Here is a 21,187-nt window from a genome sequence, read left to right as displayed (position 1 = left end):
TTCATGGATGAACCAATGACACTTGCTGAAGTTCTGAAGCGTTCGTATGAACAACTCAGTCCCGCAGAAAAGCGAGTTTCACGCGCGCTACTGGCGGACTACCCTGTGGCCGGCCTCGAGCCCGTGAACCGGCTTGCGGAGCGTGCAAATGTGAGTGCTCCGACAGTTCTCCGCTTGCTCTCAAAGCTGGACATTGGTTCATACCCTGATATGCAGAAGCTCCTGCATGGAGAAATCGCTGCGCGGACGTCTTCGCCGGCCACAATGTATGCCCGTTCGACAACTGCGGCAAGCTCTAACGGGGTAGTTGAACGATCACAGCAAGTTATGAACCAAGGACTTGACGCAACGTTTTCTGGCCTTGCAATTGAAGACTTCGAAGCCATCGTTGCATTGCTCTCAAATGCGAAGCGTCGAGTTTGGACCACCGGTGGTCGCTTTAGTATTCTCCTCGCCAAGTACCTTTCGATGCACTTGCGGCATCTGCGCCCAAACATTAACCATGTCGAGATGTCTCAGCAGGACAGGGCGTTTGCTCTTCTCGATATTGGTCCGAAGGACGTTGTATTCGCGTTTGACTACCGCCGGTATCAAGAGTCGACCGTGGCATTCGTTCGGCAGGCGAAGGCACAAAAAGCAAGCACCGTGTTGATTACTGACCCGTGGCTGTCGCCAGCGGCTCGACACTCTGACTACCTCCTCACGAATGCGGTGGTTGCAGCGTCACCTTTCGATTCGATGACCCCGGGATTTGCACTTGTGGAGACGCTCATTGCATCTCTTGTCGATGCCTTGGGGACGGACCCCGTTGAACGTGTGCGGCGCTATGACGATGTTGAAGAACTTCTACATGACAAAAATATCGACGGCATTGCCGCCGTCGACGAATAGATCAATTAAGGAAATCAAATGACTACTCCCGTTGCTGCGATCCTCACCTGTGACCTTGTGGCCCAGGTGAGGGGGCGCGCATTTCCTGCTGATGAGATCGAGGCTTACAAACGATCCGGCTCGGGTTGGGTGCCAGGGAACCTCGCATTGGATCCATTTGGGAGAATTATTACGCCAAACCCGTTCGGGTCGATTGGTGACACTCGCCTGATTCCTGACCCCTCGACGCAGTCAGAGGTCACCAACGAGGGAGGCGGGCAGGCGGTCACCGTTCTGCTGAGCGACATTGTGAACCCGGATGGGAGTGCGTGGGATTGCTGCCCCCGGACATTTCTACGCAACGCGGTGAGCGATTTCGAAGCCGAAACTGGACTGAGGGTCGTCTCGTCATTTGAGCACGAGTTTATGCTTCGGGACGCGGATCGCGTCCCTGGAAACAAGCCATTCACGCTCGAATCATTGCTCACATATGAGCCTATGGGGTCCAAGGTGCTTCAGGCGCTTCGGGACGCTGGACTTGAACCAGAGATGTGGCTTCCTGAATTTGGTGATCGTCAGTGGGAGGTCACAATTGCCCCTGCTCCAGCATTGGTAGCCGCGGACCGCGCCATCTTGCTGAGGGAAATCGTGCGAAACGTCGTTCGTGAGCAAGGGGAAGAAGCCACATTTAGCCCGATCGTCGAAGAGGACGGTGGGGGTAATGGTGTTCACATTCATTTGAGTCTGACTGACGCTGCGGGGACCCCGGTTACCTTTGACAAGTCCCGTCCCGGCGGGCTCTCTGAAACCGCGGGAAAGTTCGCGGCAGGAATTTTGAAGTATGCGGAAGCCCTCCAGGTGTTGACTGCATCGTCTGCAGTGTCATATGAGCGCTTGGCTCCGGGCCGCTGGAGTGTCGGCGGAATGTTCTTGGGAGAAAACAATCGCGAAGCTCTGCTTCGGATTTGCCCCCTTTTTAACACTCCAGGCGCGAACCACGACAAGCAGTACAACCTCGAGTATCGAGGCGCTGATGTCACTTCAAACCCATGGATTGCACTGGGCGTGTTGATTCGTGCGGGACTGGCTGGAATCACCGAAGAATTGGCAGCACCTACCGTACTGTCAGGAGACCTGTCCGAGATTGCGCAGGAGACCCTCGATGCTGCGACCTACGGAGTCATGCCTTCCACCCTTGAGGTGGCCATTGAGGGACTGTTCGCAAATGAAACGGTCATGAGTTGGTTGCCTAGCCGACTCCTCGAAACGTTCCGAGTGGTCAAACTGGCTGAAATTGAATTCACATCAGCCCTTGACCCCGATGATCGCTACCGCGCGTACGCCGAAGCGTACTAAGCCCGAAGCTATCGCTTCGGAAGGAAGAGCAAAAAGACTATGACGAGCGATCTGTGGGCTCAGTTTTTTGAGGCAGTCCTCGAGGAAATGCCGCGTGCTCAGCAACTGCGGTGGCAAATTCATCAGTCGCCACAAGTTTCGGGCAACGAAAGTGAGACGCGGGATCTCATCTTGAAGGAGCTCGGGAATCCAACCTGGGAACCCGTAGCGGAAACCGGTGGAGTCGTACGGATTGGGCCTGCCGACGGGCCAGCAATTGGTGTGCGGGCAGAGCTGGATGCGTTGCCAATCGTGGAGGATACTGGCGCGGAATTCTCATCAACGAACGGCGCTATGCATGCGTGCGGACATGACATCCATATGGCGGCCGCATTTGCAATTGCTCGCGCCGCGATCCGAACTCCGCTGCCGTTCGCAATCTTGCTGGTCCTCCAGCCTCGGGAGGAGGCGTATCCGTCGGGGGCGCGAGACATTAGTGAAAGCGAGATACTGGAGCGCCATGATGTGCACAGCATGTTTGGCGCCCATGTGCATCCACGGATTCCGGCAGGTGGGATTGCTGTGGGGGCAGGTGCGGTCAACGCAGCGTCAGACGAATTTCGCATTATGATTCGAGGGTCCGGCGGGCACGCTGCGTATCCGCATCAGGCCGACGACTCAATCGTGGCCATGGCGGCAGTGATTGGTGCTGCTCAAACCGTCGTGAGTCGAACGCTCGACCCAATGCGCCCGGCGGTCCTCTCGTTTGGCAACCTGAGCGCTGGGAGCGTCGCTAACGTCTTGCCCTCGGAATCGTTTGCGTCCGGCACTATTCGTACGATGGATGCTACAGATCGTGAAACGGCCTACCTCACGTTGACCAGGATAGTAAGTGAGGTCGCGGAGGCTTACAACTGCAGCGGCGAGGTCGAACTGATTCAGGGCGAGCCTGTGTTGTACAACGACCCGAGAGTGGCGAATGCAGTTAGCGTTGCCCTGCAGGAATTTGGAGCTACGGTAGTCGAGCCGATGCGCTCTTGCGGGGCTGATGACTTCTCCTACTACACTGAGAAATTCCCAGGGCTCATGATGTTCGTTGGAACAAACAAGAGCCCAGATGATCCGCCATTGCACTCATCAAGGTTCCTTCCCGAGGACGCCTCAATTTATCAGATGGCGATGGCCTATGCGGTGTCATTGAGAGCCACCTATGAACAGCTGGTCAAATGAGATAGCGGTTTAATGAGGGAAAGTCGGGTCACGGCATCCGACTACACTGAGTGTCGTGACTCGAAACATGCTCCGCGATGATGACCTGTCCCCTGCTGAGCAGCGTGAGGTGCTCGAACTCGCTGCCGCGTTTAAGCGAGATCGATTCTTGCGACGCCCGCTTGAAGGCCAAAAGACTGCCGCAGTGATCTTTGACAAGACCTCAACTCGAACTCAGGTGAGTTTTTCGGTAGGTGTCGCTGACCTCGGTGGCAACCCACTCATCATGGATTCCAAGTCTTCTCAAATGGGCGGCAAGGAATCGATTTCCGACACCGCCAAGGTGCTCTCACGAATGGTCGAGATCATTATCTGGCGTACCTACGCGCACGCGGGCCTCGAAGAGATGGCGGCGAACTCGACCGTTCCCGTCATCAACTCGCTGTCAGACGACTTCCACCCCTGCCAGATCCTCGCTGACCTACAGACGATTCGCGAGCAGAAGGGCGAGCTCAACGGGCTCACCGCAACCTACGTTGGCGATGCCGCCAACAACATGGGGCACTCCTACCTGCTCGGCTTTGCGACCGCTGGCATGCATATCCGCCTCGCGGGCCCGGCTGGTTACGAACCTCGCGCTGACATCGTTGAAGATGCGCGCCGGATTGCAGCCGAGACCGGTGGCAGCGTTGAGATCTTCACCGATCCAGTCGCGGCCGTCTCTAGGGCCGATGCTGTCATCACCGATACCTGGGTATCCATGGGTCAAGAAGAGGAGAAGGCGGCCCGCATCGCGACGTTCGGACCGTACCGGGTGACGGGCGATCTGATGTCTCACGCGAACGACGACGCCATTTTCCTGCACTGCCTACCCGCGTACCGTGAGTTCGAGGTGGCTCCCGAGGTCATTGACGGCCCACAGAGTGTGGTCTGGGACGAAGCAGAGAACCGCGTCCACGCGCAGAAGGCCTTGATGGCCTGGCTGCTTGAGCGCGCGTAACCAACTTCTCCTGTCATCTTGCGGTCGCGAAGCGTCTCGCAGGATCCACTCCCCAAGATTTACGCGTAACCCATACGTAAGGAACACCACATGACTGATCAGAGCCTGAACAACGAAGCTGGCAACCGCGCGGCCGAGGCCGGCGCCCTCTGGGGCGGCCGATTCGCAAGTGGGCCCTCGCCCGCTCTCGCGGCGATCTCGAAGTCGACCCAGTTCGACTGGGTGCTCGCGCCCTACGACATTCTCGGCTCGAAGGCCCACGCCACCGCGCTCGCGGCAGCTGGCTACCTCACCGCAGATGACCTGACGGCAATGCACGCGGGCCTCGACGAGCTCGCCGCCCGCGTCGCTGATGGCCGTGCCGTGCCTGCAGAGGACGACGAAGACGTGCACTCGGCTCTCGAGCGCCTACTGATCGACATCGTCGGTGTGCAGGTGGGCGGCAAGCTTCGCGCCGGCCGTAGCCGAAACGATCAGATCGCCACCCTCGTTCGCCTGTACCTGCTCGACCACGCTGCAGTAATCAAGAGCATGCTGCTCGATCTGCTCGACGCGCTCCACGAGCAGGCCGCCAACCACATTGAGGCGATCCTGCCAGGCCGCACGCACCTGCAGCACGCGCAGCCCGTGCTCCTCGCTCACCAGCTGGGCGCGCACGCGTGGCCCATCGTGCGCGACCTGGAGCGCCTGCGCGACTGGTCGAAGCGCGCGAGCGCCTCGCCCTACGGCGGCGGCGCCCTCGCAGGATCCTCGCTCGGGCTCGACCCCCGCATCGTCGCCCGCGAGCTGGGACTCGGCGATCCGCTCGAGAACTCAATCGACGGCACCGCGGCCCGCGACGTCGTCGCAGAGTTCGCGTTCATCTGCGCCCAGATCGGCATCGACCTCTCGCGCCTCAGCGAAGAGATCATCATCTGGAACACCAAGGAATTCGGCTTCGTCACGCTGCACGACGGCTACTCCACCGGTTCCAGCATCATGCCGCAGAAGAAGAACCCCGACATCGCCGAGCTCGCGCGCGGCAAGTCTGGCCGCCTCATCGGCAACCTGACGGGCCTGCTCGCCACCCTCAAGGGGCTGCCGCTCGCGTACAACCGCGATCTGCAGGAGGACAAGGAGCCCGTCTTTGACTCGATCTCGCAGCTCGAGGTGCTGCTGCCGGCCTTCACCGGCATGGTTGCGACGATGCGCTTCCACACCGAGCGCATGGCCGAGCTCGCGCCGCAGGGCTTCTCGCTCGCGACTGACGTCGCCGAGTGGCTCGTGAAGCAGGGCGTCATCTTCCGCGATGCGCACGAGATCTCGGGCGAGATGGTGCGCTACTGCGAGGAGCGCGGCATGGAGCTGCACGAGCCCACCGATGCTCAGCTCACCGAGATCTCGGAGCACCTGACTCCCGCGGTGCGCGAGGTGCTTACGATCGAGGGCTCCGTGAACTCCCGCGTGGGCGCGGGCGGCACAGCCCGTGTACGCGTGACCGAGCAGCTCGACAAGCTGTCACAGACGATCGCGGAGTTCCGCGCGTAATGTAATTGCGCGCCGGGCATTGATCCGGCGTTCAAACTGTTTCTCTGCGCTCGCGCAGGATGATTCTGATGAATTGTCCTGCGCGAGCGTTGTCTTGCCGCGAGCGTGTTCACGGAGCTCGCAACGCGGCTCCGGATCGGCCCGCGCATGGATCCGGCCGTGCGGCATCGCGCTGCCGAGAACGCGATACGATGTTAGGCGTGTCTGTAACTAATGAACGCCACGAGATCATGACCGCCCAGCGCAACGATGACAGCTTCGCCACACTGTGGGACGAGCTGGAATGGCGCGGGCTGGTGCACGTTTCGACCGACCCTGGAGCACTCAGTGAGCTGCTCGAGGGTGAGCCGTTCACGTATTATTGCGGATTCGACCCGACGGCCCCGAGCCTGCACCTCGGCAACCTGGTACAGCTGCTGCTGCTGCGTCGCCTGCAGCTCAAGGGGCATAAGCCCCTCGGTCTCGTCGGCGGGTCGACCGGCCTGATCGGTGACCCCCGCCCCACGGCCGAGCGCACGCTCAACAGCCGTGACACGGTGGAGGAGTGGGTGAGTCGCCTGCAGGCGCAGGTCTCACGCTTCCTGTCGAAGGACGGCGAGAACGCGATGCGTCTCGTCAACAACCTCGACTGGACCGCGCCGCTCAGCGCGATCGACTTCCTGCGCGAGGTCGGCAAGCACTTCCGCGTCGGCACGATGCTGAAGAAGGACGCCGTTGCTGCTCGCCTGAACTCCGAAGAGGGCATCAGCTACACCGAGTTCAGCTACCAGGTGCTGCAGGGCTTCGACTTCCTCGAACTCAACCGCCAGTACGACTGCGTGCTGCAGTCGGGCGGCAGCGACCAATGGGGCAACCTGGTCAGCGGCACCGACCTGATTCGCAAGGTCGAGGGCAAGTCGGCGCACGCGATCGGCACCCCGCTGATCACGAACTCCGACGGCACCAAGTTCGGCAAGAGCGAGGGCAACGCGATCTGGCTCGACGCCGAGATGTGCTCGCCCTATGCCTTCTACCAGTTCTGGCTCAACCAGGCCGATGCTGACGTGATCGACCGACTGAAGGTATTCACGTTCATGTCACGTGCTGAGATCGAGGAGTACGCACAGCAGGTCGCCGACGAGCCGTTCAAGCGCGCCGCCCAGAAGCGCCTCGCGCTTGAGGTCACCACGCTCGTGCACGGCTCGGCCGCGACCCAGGGCGCGATCGACGCCTCCGAGGCGCTGTTTGGCCGTGGCGATCTCACGACCCTCGACGCCGCAACGCTTGCGGGTGCCACGGACGCTCTGCCCCAGGCAGTCGGATCGGCCGGGGCCGAGATCGCTCAGCTCATGGTCGACGCGGAGCTCGTCAAGAGCCTCGGCGAGGCCCGCCGCGCGATCAAGCAGGGTGGCGTGTACGTCAACAACGTCGCGGTTGCGGCAGAAGATCAGGTGCTCGACGCCGCAGACCTGCTGCACGGCAAGTTCGCGATCCTGCGCCGCGGCAAGAAGACGCTCGCGGGCGTCATCGCCTAACTCGGGGCCGTCACGAAAGCGGCCGTTGCCTTCGGGCAGCGGCCGCTTTTGCGTGTCTGCGCGCGTGTGAGAGAGTGGCGGCATGAAGATTGCGCTGCTGCAGGGCGAAGCTAGCCCGCTCGATATCGAAGTAAACCTGCAGGCGGTTGCGATCGCGGCCGAAGAAGCCCGGGGCGCGGGTGCCGATCTGCTGCTCACCCCAGAGCTCTGGGTGAGCGGATACGCTCCCCAGAAACTCGCGGCCTGGTTGACGCCGGATCGCGTCGCCCCGATCCGGCCCGCGCTCGCCGTGATCGCGCGCGAGACCGGCATCGCCGTCGCCGCGAGCTTTCCGTTGGCCCGTGAGGATGGCAGCTTTGCCATTGCGGCGGGGCTGTGGGATGCCTCGGGTCACGAAGTGTTGGTCTACGAAAAGGTGCACCTCTGGGCCGATCTCGAGCCCCTCGCGTTCACGCCCTCGACGGCGGCGCCGGCGGTTGCCCGTTGGAACGGGCGCACCGTCGCCTTCCAGATCTGTTACGACATCGAGTTCCCAGAGCCCGCACGGCATCTCGCCGCGCGCGGAGTCGATTTGCTGCTGGTGCCGACGGCGATCGACGGCCACTCGAACTACGTTCCCAACGTGCTCGTACGGGCGCGTGCCGCCGAGAACGCAATGGTGGTGGCCTATGCCGATCACGCTGCGAGGCCGGGGGAGGGGCATGATCCGGATCTCGGATTCACCGGGCTCAGCACGGTCGCGGGTCGAGAGGGCGCGCTGCTCGCTCAGGCTGGCCACGAGGCCGAGCTGCTTGTCGCTGAGCTACCCGAGGTTGCCCCGATTGGGCAGGGCCAAGCTGACTACCTCAAGGATCGACGGCCGGAACTTTACGCAGACTGGAGCTGAGCTGGCGAACCCGGCCGGGGCTGCGCGCTAGTTCGAGCCGCTCCAGGCGGCGGGGGCGAGGATCCACATGACCTCGGCACCGGCCTCCTGCGTTTCCCAGGTGTGAGGAGTGCGACCAGGGAACGTGAGGGTGTCGCCCGTGCTGAGCGCAGTGCGGCGGTCGGCGAATACGAGCTCGACCTCACCTGAAATTACGTGAATGCTCTCGACCTCACAGTTGACGGTGTAGAGCTTGGCTCCGCCGCTCGCGCGGGGGGAGAGGGAGGAACGCAGCACCTGCACGCGTTGTTCAGAGCGCGGGGTGACGAGGCGCTCGTCGGCGCCGGTGCCGCCCATGTTGATGTGGGGGGCGTGCGCGAGCTCGATGAGCTGCACATCGGGTTCCTCGAAGAGCGCGCCGACGGGCAGCGAGAGCGCCTGGCATAACTGCACGAGCGTGGGCACGCTCGGCATGGTGTCATCGCGTTCGATCCGGCTCACGAATCCCTTTGTGAGCCCCGCTGCCTGCGCAAGCTGCTCAATGGTGAGCCCCTGCGCGAGCCGTGACGCGCGCAGCTTGGCCCCAAAGAGTACCGGATCTGTGCCCGCGGTGGGGTGAATGGGGCGCATCGTAACTACCTCGCTGTCGAGACAAACCTGCCGCGTTGACCGCGGCCCGGATCCAGCCTATAGTGTGAATGAAGTTCACCAGTAGAACTCTAGAGTTTACTCTCAGAAAACTTGAAAGGACGGGAACCGTGACCGATCACACTCCCCAGGGCCCGGTCGACGCGAGCCTCACCCCGCGTTACGCAGGCATCGCAACCTTCGCCAAGCTGCCCCGCATTGAAGATGTACCCTCCGCTGACATTGCGGTCGTAGGTGTGCCCTTTGATACCGGTGTGAGCTTCCGCCCTGGCGCACGCTTCGGTCCGAGCCACGTGCGCGAGGCCTCGCGCCTGCTGCGCCCATACAACCCGGCGCAGGACGTATCGCCCTTCGCGCTGAAGCAGGTCGTTGACGCCGGTGACATCGTTGCAAACCCGTTCAACCTGGAAGAGGCCGTCTCGCAGATCGAGGCTGCGGCCACCGAGCTGGGTGAAAAGGTCGACAAGATCGTGACCGTCGGCGGCGATCACACGATCGCTCTGCCGCTGCTGCGCGCCATCAACAAGAAGCACGGCCCCGTCGCCGTGCTGCACTTCGATGCCCACCTCGACACCTGGGACACCTACTTCGGTGCACCGATGACGCACGGCACCCCGTTCCGTCGCGCCTCAGAAGAGGGCCTCATCGACATGACGGCCTCGATGCACGGCGGCACCCGCGGCCCGCTCTACGGCAAGGAAGACCTGGTCCAGGACGCGGAGCTTGGCTTCCAGATCGTCACGACCGAGTTCATCGAAGAGCACGGCGTTCCCGCCGCCCTCGAGAAGATTCGTGCGCGCGTGGGTGACAAGCCCCTCTACATCTCGATCGACATCGATGTGCTTGATCCGGCACATGCTCCCGGCACGGGCACGCCCGAGGCCGGTGGGCTCACGAGCCGCGAGATGCTGCGCATCATTCGCGGTCTTGCCGATCTGCAGATCGTGGGTGCTGACGTCGTCGAGGTCGCCCCGGCCTACGACCACGCTCAGATCACTGCCGTGGCCGCGAGCCACGTCATCTACGAGCTCGTGACCGCCATGGCGGCGCGCGACTAATTTCCCTTGCCAAGCGGTGGGGCGGCTGAAATCTCTCGGCCGTCCCACCGTTTGCTTGTTGCTGGCCGCGTGCCTGCCGCGCCGCGACCAGCCACATTTGATCTAACGCACTACTCACCTCGGAACACCTCTTACCGGCTCAAGGAGCGATCCCCACATGTTTACCCCCACCGAAGGTCAGGTACTCGAAGCTGCCGACGCGATCGTCGCGGCATTCACCGCCACCAACACCGAGGCCTATTTCGCGGGGTTCGCTCCCGATGCCAGCTTTGTGTTTCACCCCGAGGATGCGCGCCTGAACTCGCGCGTCGAGTACGAATCGCTCTGGGCCAGCTGGCTCACTGAGGGCTGGCGCGTGACCGCCTGCGCGTCGAGCGATCGCCTCGTGCAGTCGTTCCCCGGCGGCGCTGTGTTTACGCACACCGTGAACACCAGCATCGACTCGAACGACGGCCCCGCTTCCTACACCGAACGCGAGACCATCGTGTTTCGCGCGGGTGAGGGCGAGACGCTCGTTGCTATCCACGAGCACCTCTCGACCGTGCCCGAAAGCACCGAGGCTGCCTAATGTCCAGTCCAGTAACGATGGCCGTCAACCTCGACGGCGACGATGATTCGGCGGGCCCGGTCCGCGGTACTCAGGGCGTGCTCCGGATCGGTATGATCTGGCTCGCGGCCAACCTCGTGGTCACCACGCTACTCACTGGCACGCTGTTTCTGCCGTCGGTGTCGTTTGGCACCGCGACCACGATGATTCTCACGGGCACCCTGCTCGGAGTGTTCGTACTCGTGCTGGTCGGCAACATGGGTACCCGCACGGGCCTGCCCACCATGGCGCTCACCCGTGGGTCGTTCGGTATTCGCGGGAGCCTGCTGCCCGCTGCCGCAAACCTGATCACTCTCATGGGGTGGAGCTGGGTGCAGGCAATGCTCGCCGGCGTCACGGTCAACTTCCTCGTGCACGAGGCCACCGGTTACTCGAACCCGGCGCTGTTCTCCGCAATCTGCCAGGGCATAGTTGTGGTGCTGGCGATCTTCGGGCATACCGGCATCTCGCGTATCGAGCCGTGGCTCGCACTCCTGATCCTTGTTGTGATGGGCACCGTCTTCGCGAGTGCGTTTGGTGCCTTCTCGCCGAGCGAGTTTGCCGCGATCCCCGTTGATCCCGAGCTCGGGGGTACTCCGCTCAGCGTGCTGGACATGGTGCTCGCTACCGCGATCTCGTGGACTGTGCTCTCGGCAGATATGAACCGTCACGCGAAGTCGAGCAAGGCCGGCATCATCGGCTCGAGCATCGGATACACGCTGTCGACCAGCATCGCGATGTTCCTGGGACTCGTTGCATTCAGTGTCGTGATCATGAGTGGTAACGATGCAATCGCGTTCGACCCCGCCGTCATCGTCGCCGAATTCGGATGGCCGCTCGGTATTGTGATCTTCCTGTCGGTCATGGCGACCAACACCATGGTGGTCTTCGGCATGGTGACCTCGGTCGTCAACGCGCAGTCCAAGCTGAAGCTCAAGTTCCTGCCGACCGCGATCGTGCTCGGCGTGATCTCGATCATCGGTTCGACCTTCCTCGGTCTGCTGAACCAGTTCACCGACTTCCTGTTCATCATCAGCGCCTTCTTCGTGCCGGTGTTCGCAATCATGATCGCGGACTACTACCTGCTCAAGCGTCGTGCCTACTCGCGCATGATTCTGCACGAGCGACCCGAGAGCCGCTACTGGTACCTGGGCGGTGTGAACATTGTTGCCGTTCTCGTCTGGGTGGTGGGTGCGACGCTGTCGTACGCACTGTCATACGTCGTGCCGAGCCCGATCGGTGCCAACATCCCGGCATTCGTCGTGAGCTTCGCGCTCTACCTGGGGCTCATGTTCGGGCTGGGCGGCGTGAAGAAGCTCGGTCTGCGTGATGCGCGCGACTCGGAGCCGACCGGCCACCTGCTCGACGGAGCCGAAGAAACCTCTGCTCTGCGCGTGGGCGGCTAGCCACCTCACGACCCAAGCTCGGTGATCTGCCGCTCAACCACTCTGGTGGGGAAGCAAGCACCGAATGCCCAAGAAGCCCGGACCGCAATTGCGGTCCTGGCTTCTTTGCGTTCTGGGGCGAGGTCCCTGGAACGAGTCCTTAGGCCCCGATCCATGTGGGCCGGATCGACATGGATCCTGGCCGGCAGAGGGGGATTTGGCATGTTCATGCGGAAGTGACCCGCGACACGCCCGTGTTTGGGGCTGGGTTTGCCCTCGCCCCGACAAACTGCGTAATGTTATCTCTTGTCGCCGCAACGAAGCCGGGCCGCAGGGCGGGCCGGCTACATTAGCTTGCGGTAAACACCACTCGAAAGTGTGGTAGATTAGACAAGTTGTCTTTCGGAAGGCTTTGGCTGGTACGGGGGATGTCTGGTCCTTGAGAACTCAATAGTGTGCACTTGAAATGTCAAATGCCAATTTTATATCCCGTCGCTGGATCCTTGTGGTCTGGTTGATGGCGATTCCTTTTGGACAAATATATATGAACGTCAGTAATGATGTTCGTTTTTGTCAGGTTGAACTCGCACGCTCGTTGCCTTATTCCGGTGATGGGTTGTGCATGTAATTTTTTACGGAGAGTTTGATCCTGGCTCAGGACGAACGCTGGCGGCGTGCTTAACACATGCAAGTCGAACGCTGAAGCCCCAGCTTGCTGGGGTGGATGAGTGGCGAACGGGTGAGTAACACGTGAGTAACCTGCCCATCACTCTGGGATAAGCACTGGAAACGGTGTCTAATACTGGATATGCACAATGGCCGCATGGCCTGTTGTGGGAAAGATTTATCGGTGGTGGATGGACTCGCGGCCTATCAGCTTGTTGGTGAGGTAATGGCTCACCAAGGCGACGACGGGTAGCCGGCCTGAGAGGGTGACCGGCCACACTGGGACTGAGACACGGCCCAGACTCCTACGGGAGGCAGCAGTGGGGAATATTGCACAATGGGCGCAAGCCTGATGCAGCAACGCCGCGTGAGGGATGACGGCCTTCGGGTTGTAAACCTCTTTTAGTAGGGAAGAAGCGCAAGTGACGGTACCTGCAGAAAAAGCACCGGCTAACTACGTGCCAGCAGCCGCGGTAATACGTAGGGTGCAAGCGTTGTCCGGAATTATTGGGCGTAAAGAGCTCGTAGGCGGCTTGTCGCGTCTGCTGTGAAAACCCGAGGCTCAACCTCGGGCTTGCAGTGGGTACGGGCAGGCTAGAGTGCGGTAGGGGAGATTGGAATTCCTGGTGTAGCGGTGGAATGCGCAGATATCAGGAGGAACACCGATGGCGAAGGCAGATCTCTGGGCCGCTACTGACGCTGAGGAGCGAAAGCATGGGGAGCGAACAGGATTAGATACCCTGGTAGTCCATGCCGTAAACGTTGGGAACTAGATGTAGGGCCTGTTCCACGGGTTCTGTGTCGTAGCTAACGCATTAAGTTCCCCGCCTGGGGAGTACGGCCGCAAGGCTAAAACTCAAAGGAATTGACGGGGGCCCGCACAAGCGGCGGAGCATGCGGATTAATTCGATGCAACGCGAAGAACCTTACCAAGGCTTGACATATAGAAGAACGGGCGAGAGATCGTCAACTCTTTGGACACTTCTATACAGGTGGTGCATGGTTGTCGTCAGCTCGTGTCGTGAGATGTTCGGTTAAGTCCGGCAACGAGCGCAACCCTCGTCCTATGTTGCCAGCACGTTATGGTGGGAACTCATGGGATACTGCCGTGGTCAACACGGAGGAAGGTGGGGATGACGTCAAATCATCATGCCCCTTATGTCTTGGGCTTCACGCATGCTACAATGGCCGGTACAATGGGCTGCGATACCGCGAGGTGGAGCGAATCCCAAAAAGCCGGTCTCAGTTCGGATTGGGGTCTGCAACTCGACCCCATGAAGTCGGAGTCGCTAGTAATCGCAGATCAGCAACGCTGCGGTGAATACGTTCCCGGGCCTTGTACACACCGCCCGTCAAGTCATGAAAGTCGGTAACACCCGAAGCCGGTGGCCTAACCCGTAAGGGAGGGAGCTGTCGAAGGTGGGACTGGTGATTAGGACTAAGTCGTAACAAGGTAGCCGTACCGGAAGGTGCGGCTGGATCACCTCCTTTCTAAGGAGCACTCGTGACCTATGGTCGCGCAGATTGCCCAGATTAAGAACGAATGTTTCTTACTGGGTGCTCATGGGTGGAACATTTGACAGTGGAGTGCTGGTGTTGGTTTCTGTGTGAGTACATTGTCCTTTGGGATGGTCGGAAAGCGTGGGGGTTGATGGCAGTGTTTGAGATGGTGCATACTATTGGGTCCTGAAGGCCCAGCCGGCTACATGCTTTCGAGTGTGTGGGTGACTGAGTTTTCGGGCCTGCGCTCACAGCACGTGTTGGTTGTGGGGGTGGGATCGACCGTACGTTGAGAACTACACAGTGGACGCGAGCATCTAACAACAGCTCTTGTGGTTGTTGTTGATACTTTATTTATTTTCATTGGTCGCATCAGCTTGCTGGTGTGATTTTCTGATACTTATGTGATTTCAAATCTTTAAGAGCAAACGGTGGATGCCTTGGCATCTGGAGCCGAAGAAGGACGTAGTAATCTGCGATAAGCCTCGAGGAGCCGATAAACGGGCTGTGATCCGAGGATTTCCGAATGGGGAAACCCCGCCAGGGCGCGTGCGTACCTGGTGACTCCCGCCTGAATATATAGGGCGGGTAGAGGGAACGGGGGGAAGTGAAACATCTCAGTACCCCCAGGAAGAGAAAACAATAGTGATTCCGGTAGTAGTGGCGAGCGAACCCGGAAGAGGCTAAACCGGTCATGTGTGATACCCGGCAGGGGTTGCATGGTCGGGTTGTGGGACATGCCTGAAGATACTGCCGTGTCTTCGACGTGAGAGTGAAGCTATAGGAGAACCGCTTGGAACGGCGGACCGGAGTGGGTGAGAGTCCCGTATCCGAAATGGTTTTACCGCGTGGTGTGTATCCCAAGTAGCACGGGGCCCGAGAAATCCCGTGTGAATCTGTCAGGACCACCTGATAAGCCTAAATACTTCCAGATGACCGATAGCGGACTAGTACCGTGAGGGAAAGGTGAAAAGTACCCCGGGAGGGGAGTGAAATAGTACCTGAAACCGTTTGCTTACAATCCGTCAGAGCCTCCTTGTAGGGGTGATGGCGTGCCTTTTGAAGAATGAGCCTGCGAGTTAGCGATATGTGGCGAGGTTAACCCGTGTGGGGTAGCCGTAGCGAAAGCGAGTCTGAATAGGGCGATTCAGTCGCATGTCCTAGACCCGAAGCGAAGTGATCTATCCATGGCCAGGTTGAAGCGCGTGTAAGAGCGCGTGGAGGACCGAACCCACTTAGGTTGAAAACTGAGGGGATGAGCTGTGGATAGGGGTGAAAGGCCAATCAAACTTCGTGATAGCTGGTTCTCTCCGAAATGCATTTAGGTGCAGCGTTGCGTGTTTCTTACCGGAGGTAGAGCTACTGGATGGCCGATGGGCCCTACAAGGTTACTGACGTCAGCTAAACTCCGAATGCCGGTAAGTGAGAGCGCAGCAGTGAGACTGTGGGGGATAAGCTTCATAGTCGAGAGGGAAACAACCCAGATCACCATCTAAGGTCCCAAAGCGCGTGCTAAGTGGAAAAGGATGTGGAGTTGCTGTGACAACCAGGAGGTTGGCTTAGAAGCAGCCACCCTTGAAAGAGTGCGTAATAGCTCACTGGTCAAGTGATTCCGCGCCGACAATGTAACGGGGCTCAAGCACGCCACCGAAGTTGTGGCATTTAACGTATAGACAAGCCTTCGTGGTTCAGTCCGTTGGATGGGTAGGAGAGCGTCGTGTGGCGAGTGAAGCGGCGGAGTGATCCAGCCGTGGATGCTACACGAGTGAGAATGCAGGCATGAGTAGCGAAAGACGGGTGAGAAACCCGTCCTCCGGAAGACCAAGGGTTCCAGGGTCAAGCTAATCTTCCCTGGGTAAGTCGGGACCTAAGGCGAGGCCGACAGGCGTAGTCGATGGACAACGGGTTGATATTCCCGTACCGGCGGTAAACCGTCAAAGGCCTAACGAGTAGTGCTAAGCAAACCAAGATTCACGTGGATCCTTCGGGTGATGTGTGGGTGGCGGCTGCGAACCCAGACTCGGGTGGTGAGCGTGAGGTGTGACGCAGGAAGGTAGCCTGTGCCGGGCGATGGTTGTCCCGGTGTAAGTGTGTAGGCCGAGTGATAGGCAAATCCGTCACTCATATAGGTTGAGACACGATGCGGACCCGTTTGGGGAAGCAGGTGATCCTATGCTGCCAAGAAAAGCATCGACGCGAGGTTTACTGTTGCCCGTACCCCAAACCGACTCAGGTGGTCAGGTAGAGAATACTCAGGAGATCGAGATAATCATGGTGAAGGAACTCGGCAAAATGCCCCCGTAACTTCGGGAGAAGGGGGGCCATCCACTTATTAGGACTTGCTCCGAAAGGGTGTGGTGGCCGCAGAGACCAGTGGGGAACGACTGTTTACTAAAAACACAGGTCCGTGCTAACACGCAAGTGGACGTATACGGACTGACGCCTGCCCGGTGCTGGAAGGTTAAGAGGAGAGGTTAGACTTCGGTCGAAGCTTTGAATTTAAGCCCCAGTAAACGGCGGTGGTAACTATAACCATCCTAAGGTAGCGAAATTCCTTGTCGGGTAAGTTCCGACCTGCACGAATGGCGTAACGATTCCCCAGCTGTCTCCACCGTGAACTCGGCGAAATTGCAATACGAGTAAAGATGCTCGTTACGCGCAGAAGGACGGAAAGACCCCGTGACCTTTACTACAGCTTGGTATTGGTGTTCGGTGTGGCTTGTGTAGGATAGGTGGGAGACTGTGAAGCTGTGACGCTAGTTATGGTGGAGTCGTTGTTGAAATACCACTCTGGTCATATTGGATATCTAACTATGGACCCTGATCGGGTTCTGGGACAGTGCCTGGTGGGTAGTTTAACTGGGGCGGTTGCCTCCTAAAATGTAACGGAGGCGCCCAAAGGTTCCCTCAACCTGGTTGGCAATCAGGTGGCGAGTGTAAGTGCACAAGGGAGCTTGACTGTGAGACTGACAGGTCGAGCAGGGACGAAAGTCGGGACTAGTGATCCGGCAGTGGCTTGTGGAAGCGCTGTCGCTCAACGGATAAAGGTACCTCGGGGATAACAGGCTGATCTTGCCCAAGAGTCCATATCGACGGCATGGTTTGGCACCTCGATGTCGGCTCGTCGCATCCTGGGGCTGGAGTTGGTCCCAAGGGTTGGGCTGTTCGCCCATTAAAGCGGTACGCGAGCTGGGTTTAGAACGTCGTGAGACAGTTCGGTCCCTATCCTCTGCGCGCGTTGGAAATTTGAGAGGATCTGACCCTAGTACGAGAGGACCGGGTTGGACAGACCTCTGGTGTGCCAGTTGTTCTGCCAAGGGCATGGCTGGTTGGCTACGTTTGGGATGGATAACCGCTGAAAGCATCTAAGCGGGAAGCCGGCCTCAAGATGAGATTTCCGTACACTTTCGAGTGTGTGAGGCTCCCAGTAGATTACTGGGTTGATAGGCCAGATGTGGAAGCATGGTAACGTGTGGAGCTGACTGGTACTAATAAGCCGATGGTTTGATTTCACCCCCACCTTTGGGTTGGGGGATGTAAGTTATAGATTCTGTATGTAACGATGTTCGCGTCTACTTTGTGGTTCCCAACGGACGGCCACACCCAGAAGACTCCTGTACGGGGAGTTGGGGTGGCTGGTGATGTTGATAGAGTTACGGTGGTTATAGCGTCAGGGAAACGCCCGGTCACATTCCGAACCCGGAAGCTAAGACTGACTGCGCCGATGGTACTGCACTCGGGAGGGTGTGGGAGAGTAGGTCACCGCCGGACACCTTTTATAGGGGTCGTGGGGGTTTACGCGATGATCGCGTAAATCTCTACGGCCCCTTTTTTATTTTGTAGACTCAAACTAAACAGTGTTTCCGGGAGGCACCCATGAACGAACGTCCAGATCGGCGCGATCACTCAGATCGAGGCCCCCGGAAACCCCAGAACTCGCGCGGCGACAGCGGCCAGCGTCGCGACGGCGAATTCAAGCCCCGTCGCGATGGTGAGTTCAAGCCGCGCAACGACGACCGCGGCCGCGCTCCGCGCCGTGATGGTGAGTTCAAGCCCCGTAACGATGATCGTGGTTACGCTCCGCGTCGCGATGATCGTGACCGTGGCCCGCGCCGCGACGGTGAGTTTAAGCCCCGTCGTGACGGTGAGTTCAAGCCCCGTCGTGACGGTGAGTTCAAGCCGCGCAATGACGACCGCGGCCGCGCTCCCCGTCGTGACGGTGAGTTCAAGCCGCGCAATGACGACCGCGGCCGCGCTCCCCGTCGTGACGGTGAGTTCAAACCCGGTAATGACGATCGTGGCTATGCTCCGCGTCGTGACGATCGAGATCGCGCTCCGCGCGGCGATGGCGAGTTTAAGCCCCGTAATGGCGATCGTGGCTATGCTCCGCGTCGTGACGATCGAGATCGCGCTCCGCGCCGCGATGGCGAGTTTAAGCCCCGTAACGATGATCGCGGTTACGCTCCGCGTCGCGATGACCGTGACCGTGCTCCGCGCCGCGATGGCGAGTTCAAGCCCCGTAATGACGATCGTGGCTACGCTCCCCGCCGCGACGATCGTGACCGCGGCTTTATGCCCCGCCGCGACGGTGACTTCAAGCCCCGCCGTGACGAGGGCGATCGCGGACCCCGTCGTAACGACGATCGAGGCTACGCCCCGCGTCGTGACGACCGTGACCGCGGCCCGCGCCGCGATGGCGACTTCAAGCCGCGTCGCGACGGCGACTTCAAACCCCGTCGTGATGACCGCGGCTTCGGCGACCGCCGCGACGATCGCGAGCCCAAGAAGGACTACGGCCGTGGCGGCACCCGCGGTGGCGGACGCAGCGACCGCGGTGGCGCAGACCGCGAGTTCACCGAGGCCGAGCGTCTCCAGCACGCACTGCGCCCCGTGCGCAGTGAGCACGACGATCCGGTACTGCCCGAGGAGATTCAGGCGAAGGACCTGCACCCTTCAGCACGTAACGAGCTGAAGACGCTGCAGGCTGACGTGCAGGATCGCGTTGCGAAACACCTCGCAATGGTCGCGTACCTGATCGACGAGGAGCCCGAGCTTGCTCACCAGCACGCGCTGTCGGCGAGCCGTCGCGCGGGCCGTATCCCGGTCGCTCGAGAGACGCTCGCGATCACGGCCTACCGCACCGGTGACTTCGCGCTCGCACTGCGCGAGCTGCGCACCTACCGCCGGCTGAGCGGCCTCGACGGCCACCTGGCTCTGATGGTCGACTGCGAGCGCGGTCTCGGCCGCCCCGAGAAGGCCATCGAGACGGCACAGGAAGCCGATGTGTCGAAGCTCGACACGCAGGAGCGTGTCCACCTCGCGATCGCCGTTTCGGGCGCGCGCCTCGATCTGGGCCAGACCCAGCAGGCCCTCTTCGAACTTGAGATCCCCGAGCTGAACCCGAAGAAGGCATTCCCGTGGAGCCCCGAGCTCTTCGGCGCATACGCCGCGGTGCTCGAAGATCTGGGACGCGATGCCGAGTCCGCGCGCTGGTATGCGCGCGCCGATCAGGCCGCGGGCGCGCTGCGCTCGCTCGAGGTCGGATTCGACGAGGTCGAGGTGTTCGAGGTACACGAGGAGTACGTCGATCTCGAGGACGATGCGCCCGAGGGCGAAGCTCCCGAGGTAACCGCTGTTGAGGTGTCGACTGACGAGACCGCAGAGACTCCGGCCCCCGACGAGGCTCCTGAGGTCGATCAGGCGCCGGATCAGGCTGCTGCGCAGGATCCGGAACCGACGGTCGTAGAGCCCGCTGTGGCTACCGAGGAGGTTGCTGCTGAGGAAGCTCCCCCTGAGGAAGCAGCCGAGACCGCTGAAGCGACGGAGGCTACTGACCTGCCCGATGCCTCGACTGCCACTGTGTCGGTTGAGGACGAGGTTGCCGAGTTGCTCGCCGATGCGGGCATCACGGACACGAGCGACGAGGGCGCCGACCAGGCTGAAGGGGAGTCTGGCGAGGAGGCCGCCAAGTGAGGCTCTTCGGGCCCAAGGCCACCCCACTGGGGGCTGCTCCGATCGAGGGTTTCGACCTGCTGCTGAGCGACCTTGACGGTGTTGTATACCGGGGTCACCTTGCTATTCCCGGCGCGATTGACTCCCTGACCCGGGCCGCCGAGCGTGCCCGGGTGGCCTACATCACCAACAACGCCGCGCGCACGGACGAGACCGTCGCCGGGCAGCTGCGCGGATTTGGGTTGCCGGTCACGGCCGACGACATCGTGACATCGCCGCAGGCCGCGGTCGCGTTGCTCGCAGAGACGATCGCGCCTGGATCACGCGTGCTTGTTATCGGCGGGGACGGCCTGGTCGACGAGCTCGGCAAGGCCGGGTTCGAGGTGACCCGCAGTGCCGACGACAACCCGGCCGCGGTGATTCAGGGCTTTGCCCCCGACGTAGGGTGGCCGCAGCTCGCGGAGGCAGCGTACGCGCTCGCCGAGCGTCCCGATGGCAGCCAGCTACCCTGGATCGCAACGAACACCGACTGGACTATGCCCACCGACCGGGGGCTCGCGCCTGGCAACGGTGTGCTCGTTTCTGCGGTGCACACGGCGGTACAGCGGCTGCCGGTGTTCGCCGGCAAGCCCGAGACTCCCATTTATGAGGCGGCGTTCAACCGCTTCGGCACACGCGCGGCCCTCATGCTGGGTGACCGGCTGGACACCGACACCAAGGGCGCCCGGGCCGCCGGTATCGCGTCGCTGCACGTGCTCACGGGGGTCGACCGGCCCAAGCAGCTGGTTGCAGCTTCCAAGGACATGCAGCCCGACTACATCGTCGAAAACCTCGACGGTCTGCACACCCCCTACCCGACGGCTGTGAAGCTCAAAGACGGCACAATGCAGGTCGGCACCGCCAAGGTGCGCATGGACGGACACGTCGCAAAGGTCGTTGACGAGGGCGACTCTGCTCTCAACTTGTTGCGCGCCGGATGCATGGCCATCTGGGGCTCGGGGCTCGCAATCTACGGGCTCAAGGTGCCAGAGATTCTCTACGAGGATCACTGGAACTGAGGCTCGCGCAGGCG

At 60.7% G+C, this 21,187-nt stretch carries 14 protein-coding genes and 3 rRNA genes; 15 read left to right on the top strand and 2 right to left on the bottom strand.

From position 1 onward, the window contains the following. Positions 1 to 3 precede the first annotated feature (3 nt). The 7 genes from C795_RS16785 to C795_RS0102400 all read left to right on the top strand — a co-directional run bounded on the left by C795_RS16785 (position 4) and on the right by C795_RS0102400 (position 8,341). Entirely contained in the window at positions 4 to 891 is an 888-nt protein-coding gene (locus tag C795_RS16785) for a MurR/RpiR family transcriptional regulator (RefSeq protein WP_083879105.1), read from the top strand. An 18-nt stretch (positions 892 to 909) separates the two neighbouring features. Further along, positions 910 to 2,226, top strand: a complete 1,317-nt coding sequence (locus C795_RS0102425) for a type I glutamate--ammonia ligase (protein WP_017792169.1) — start codon at positions 910 to 912, stop codon at positions 2,224 to 2,226. A gap of 39 nt (positions 2,227 to 2,265) precedes the next feature. After that, positions 2,266 to 3,435, top strand: coding sequence for a M20 metallopeptidase family protein (locus C795_RS0102420; RefSeq protein WP_017792168.1), 1,170 nt, complete (start codon positions 2,266 to 2,268; stop codon positions 3,433 to 3,435). Between the two features lie 55 nt (positions 3,436 to 3,490). Next, positions 3,491 to 4,414 (top strand): ornithine carbamoyltransferase, encoded by a 924-nt coding sequence (gene argF, locus C795_RS0102415; RefSeq protein WP_026139392.1) that lies wholly within the window; start codon positions 3,491 to 3,493, stop codon positions 4,412 to 4,414. Positions 4,415 to 4,504: 90 nt separating this feature from the next. Further along, a complete protein-coding gene (gene argH / locus C795_RS0102410; RefSeq protein ID WP_017792166.1) occupies positions 4,505 to 5,941 on the top strand; it encodes an argininosuccinate lyase in 1,437 nt (478 codons plus the stop codon). Between the two features lie 191 nt (positions 5,942 to 6,132). Further along, positions 6,133 to 7,455 carry a tyrosine--tRNA ligase gene (gene tyrS, locus C795_RS0102405; RefSeq protein WP_033348883.1) on the top strand — a complete coding sequence of 441 codons (1,323 nt, stop codon included), beginning with the start codon at positions 6,133 to 6,135 and terminating at the stop codon, positions 7,453 to 7,455. Positions 7,456 to 7,537: 82 nt separating this feature from the next. Then, positions 7,538 to 8,341 (top strand): nitrilase-related carbon-nitrogen hydrolase, encoded by an 804-nt coding sequence (locus tag C795_RS0102400; protein WP_017792164.1) that lies wholly within the window; start codon positions 7,538 to 7,540, stop codon positions 8,339 to 8,341. A gap of 27 nt (positions 8,342 to 8,368) precedes the next feature. On the opposite strand, the gene C795_RS0102395 is transcribed toward C795_RS0102400, so the two are convergent. Next, entirely contained in the window at positions 8,369 to 8,950 is a 582-nt protein-coding gene (locus C795_RS0102395; RefSeq protein WP_017792163.1) for a helix-turn-helix domain-containing protein, read from the bottom strand. A 128-nt stretch (positions 8,951 to 9,078) separates the two neighbouring features. On the opposite strand from C795_RS0102395, the gene speB reads away from it, so the two are divergent. The 6 genes from speB (at position 9,079) to rrf (ending at position 17,934) form a co-directional block, all read left to right on the top strand. Beyond that, positions 9,079 to 10,026, top strand: coding sequence for an agmatinase (speB, locus tag C795_RS0102390; protein WP_017792162.1), 948 nt, complete (start codon positions 9,079 to 9,081; stop codon positions 10,024 to 10,026). A gap of 157 nt (positions 10,027 to 10,183) precedes the next feature. After that, positions 10,184 to 10,594 carry a YybH family protein gene (locus C795_RS0102385; RefSeq protein ID WP_017792161.1) on the top strand — a complete coding sequence of 137 codons (411 nt, stop codon included), beginning with the start codon at positions 10,184 to 10,186 and terminating at the stop codon, positions 10,592 to 10,594. Continuing rightward, the gene (locus C795_RS0102380) at positions 10,594 to 12,018 is read left to right on the top strand and encodes a purine-cytosine permease family protein (RefSeq protein WP_033348881.1); all 1,425 of its coding nucleotides are present in this window, start codon (positions 10,594 to 10,596) and stop codon (positions 12,016 to 12,018) included. Before C795_RS0102385 ends, C795_RS0102380 begins: the two co-directional genes overlap by 1 nt. A 610-nt stretch (positions 12,019 to 12,628) precedes the next feature. Further along, a 16S ribosomal RNA gene (locus C795_RS14930) occupies positions 12,629 to 14,154 on the top strand. A gap of 417 nt (positions 14,155 to 14,571) precedes the next feature. Further along, positions 14,572 to 17,675: ribosomal RNA gene (locus C795_RS0102370) — 23S ribosomal RNA — on the top strand. 142 nt (positions 17,676 to 17,817) lie between these two features. Beyond that, a 5S ribosomal RNA gene (gene rrf, locus C795_RS0102365) occupies positions 17,818 to 17,934 on the top strand. Together the 16S, 23S and 5S rRNA genes form the textbook arrangement of a ribosomal RNA operon. A gap of 135 nt (positions 17,935 to 18,069) precedes the next feature. On the opposite strand, the gene C795_RS16420 is transcribed toward rrf, so the two are convergent. Continuing rightward, positions 18,070 to 19,068: a hypothetical protein gene (locus C795_RS16420; protein ID WP_157486924.1), complete on the bottom strand. Its 999-nt coding sequence runs from the start codon at positions 19,066 to 19,068 to the stop codon at positions 18,070 to 18,072. Between C795_RS16420 and C795_RS17380 the strand changes: the two genes are divergently transcribed. Further along, on the top strand, positions 19,054 to 20,136 hold the full coding sequence (locus C795_RS17380; protein ID WP_017792158.1) for a hypothetical protein: 1,083 nt from the start codon (positions 19,054 to 19,056) through the stop codon (positions 20,134 to 20,136). The two genes, C795_RS16420 and C795_RS17380, sit on opposite strands and share 15 nt — an antisense overlap. Next, on the top strand, positions 20,133 to 21,173 hold the full coding sequence (locus C795_RS0102355; protein ID WP_017792157.1) for an HAD-IIA family hydrolase: 1,041 nt from the start codon (positions 20,133 to 20,135) through the stop codon (positions 21,171 to 21,173). The genes C795_RS17380 and C795_RS0102355 overlap by 4 nt, the downstream gene beginning before the upstream one ends. Positions 21,174 to 21,187 lie beyond the last annotated feature (14 nt).

Origin of the sequence: Leucobacter salsicius M1-8 (genome assembly GCF_000350525.1) — a bacterium.
Lineage (GTDB): Bacteria > Actinomycetota > Actinomycetes > Actinomycetales > Microbacteriaceae > Leucobacter > Leucobacter salsicius.
This window is presented reverse-complemented; position numbering and strand designations above follow the sequence as displayed.

Excerpts from the sequence above, each read along its gene's own strand:
- C795_RS16785 (WP_083879105.1), top strand. The coding sequence starts at position 4 with ATGGATGAACCAATGACACTTGCTGAAGTTCTGAAGCGTTCGTATGAA.
- C795_RS0102425 (WP_017792169.1), top strand. The coding sequence starts at position 910 with ATGACTACTCCCGTTGCTGCGATCCTCACCTGTGACCTTGTGGCCCAG.
- C795_RS0102420 (WP_017792168.1), top strand. The coding sequence starts at position 2,266 with ATGACGAGCGATCTGTGGGCTCAGTTTTTTGAGGCAGTCCTCGAGGAA.
- argH (WP_017792166.1), top strand. The coding sequence starts at position 4,505 with ATGACTGATCAGAGCCTGAACAACGAAGCTGGCAACCGCGCGGCCGAG.
- tyrS (WP_033348883.1), top strand. The coding sequence starts at position 6,133 with ATGTTAGGCGTGTCTGTAACTAATGAACGCCACGAGATCATGACCGCC.
- C795_RS0102400 (WP_017792164.1), top strand. The coding sequence starts at position 7,538 with ATGAAGATTGCGCTGCTGCAGGGCGAAGCTAGCCCGCTCGATATCGAA.
- C795_RS0102395 (WP_017792163.1), bottom strand. The coding sequence starts at position 8,950 with ATGCGCCCCATTCACCCCACCGCGGGCACAGATCCGGTACTCTTTGGG.
- C795_RS0102385 (WP_017792161.1), top strand. The coding sequence starts at position 10,184 with ATGTTTACCCCCACCGAAGGTCAGGTACTCGAAGCTGCCGACGCGATC.
- C795_RS0102380 (WP_033348881.1), top strand. The coding sequence starts at position 10,594 with ATGTCCAGTCCAGTAACGATGGCCGTCAACCTCGACGGCGACGATGAT.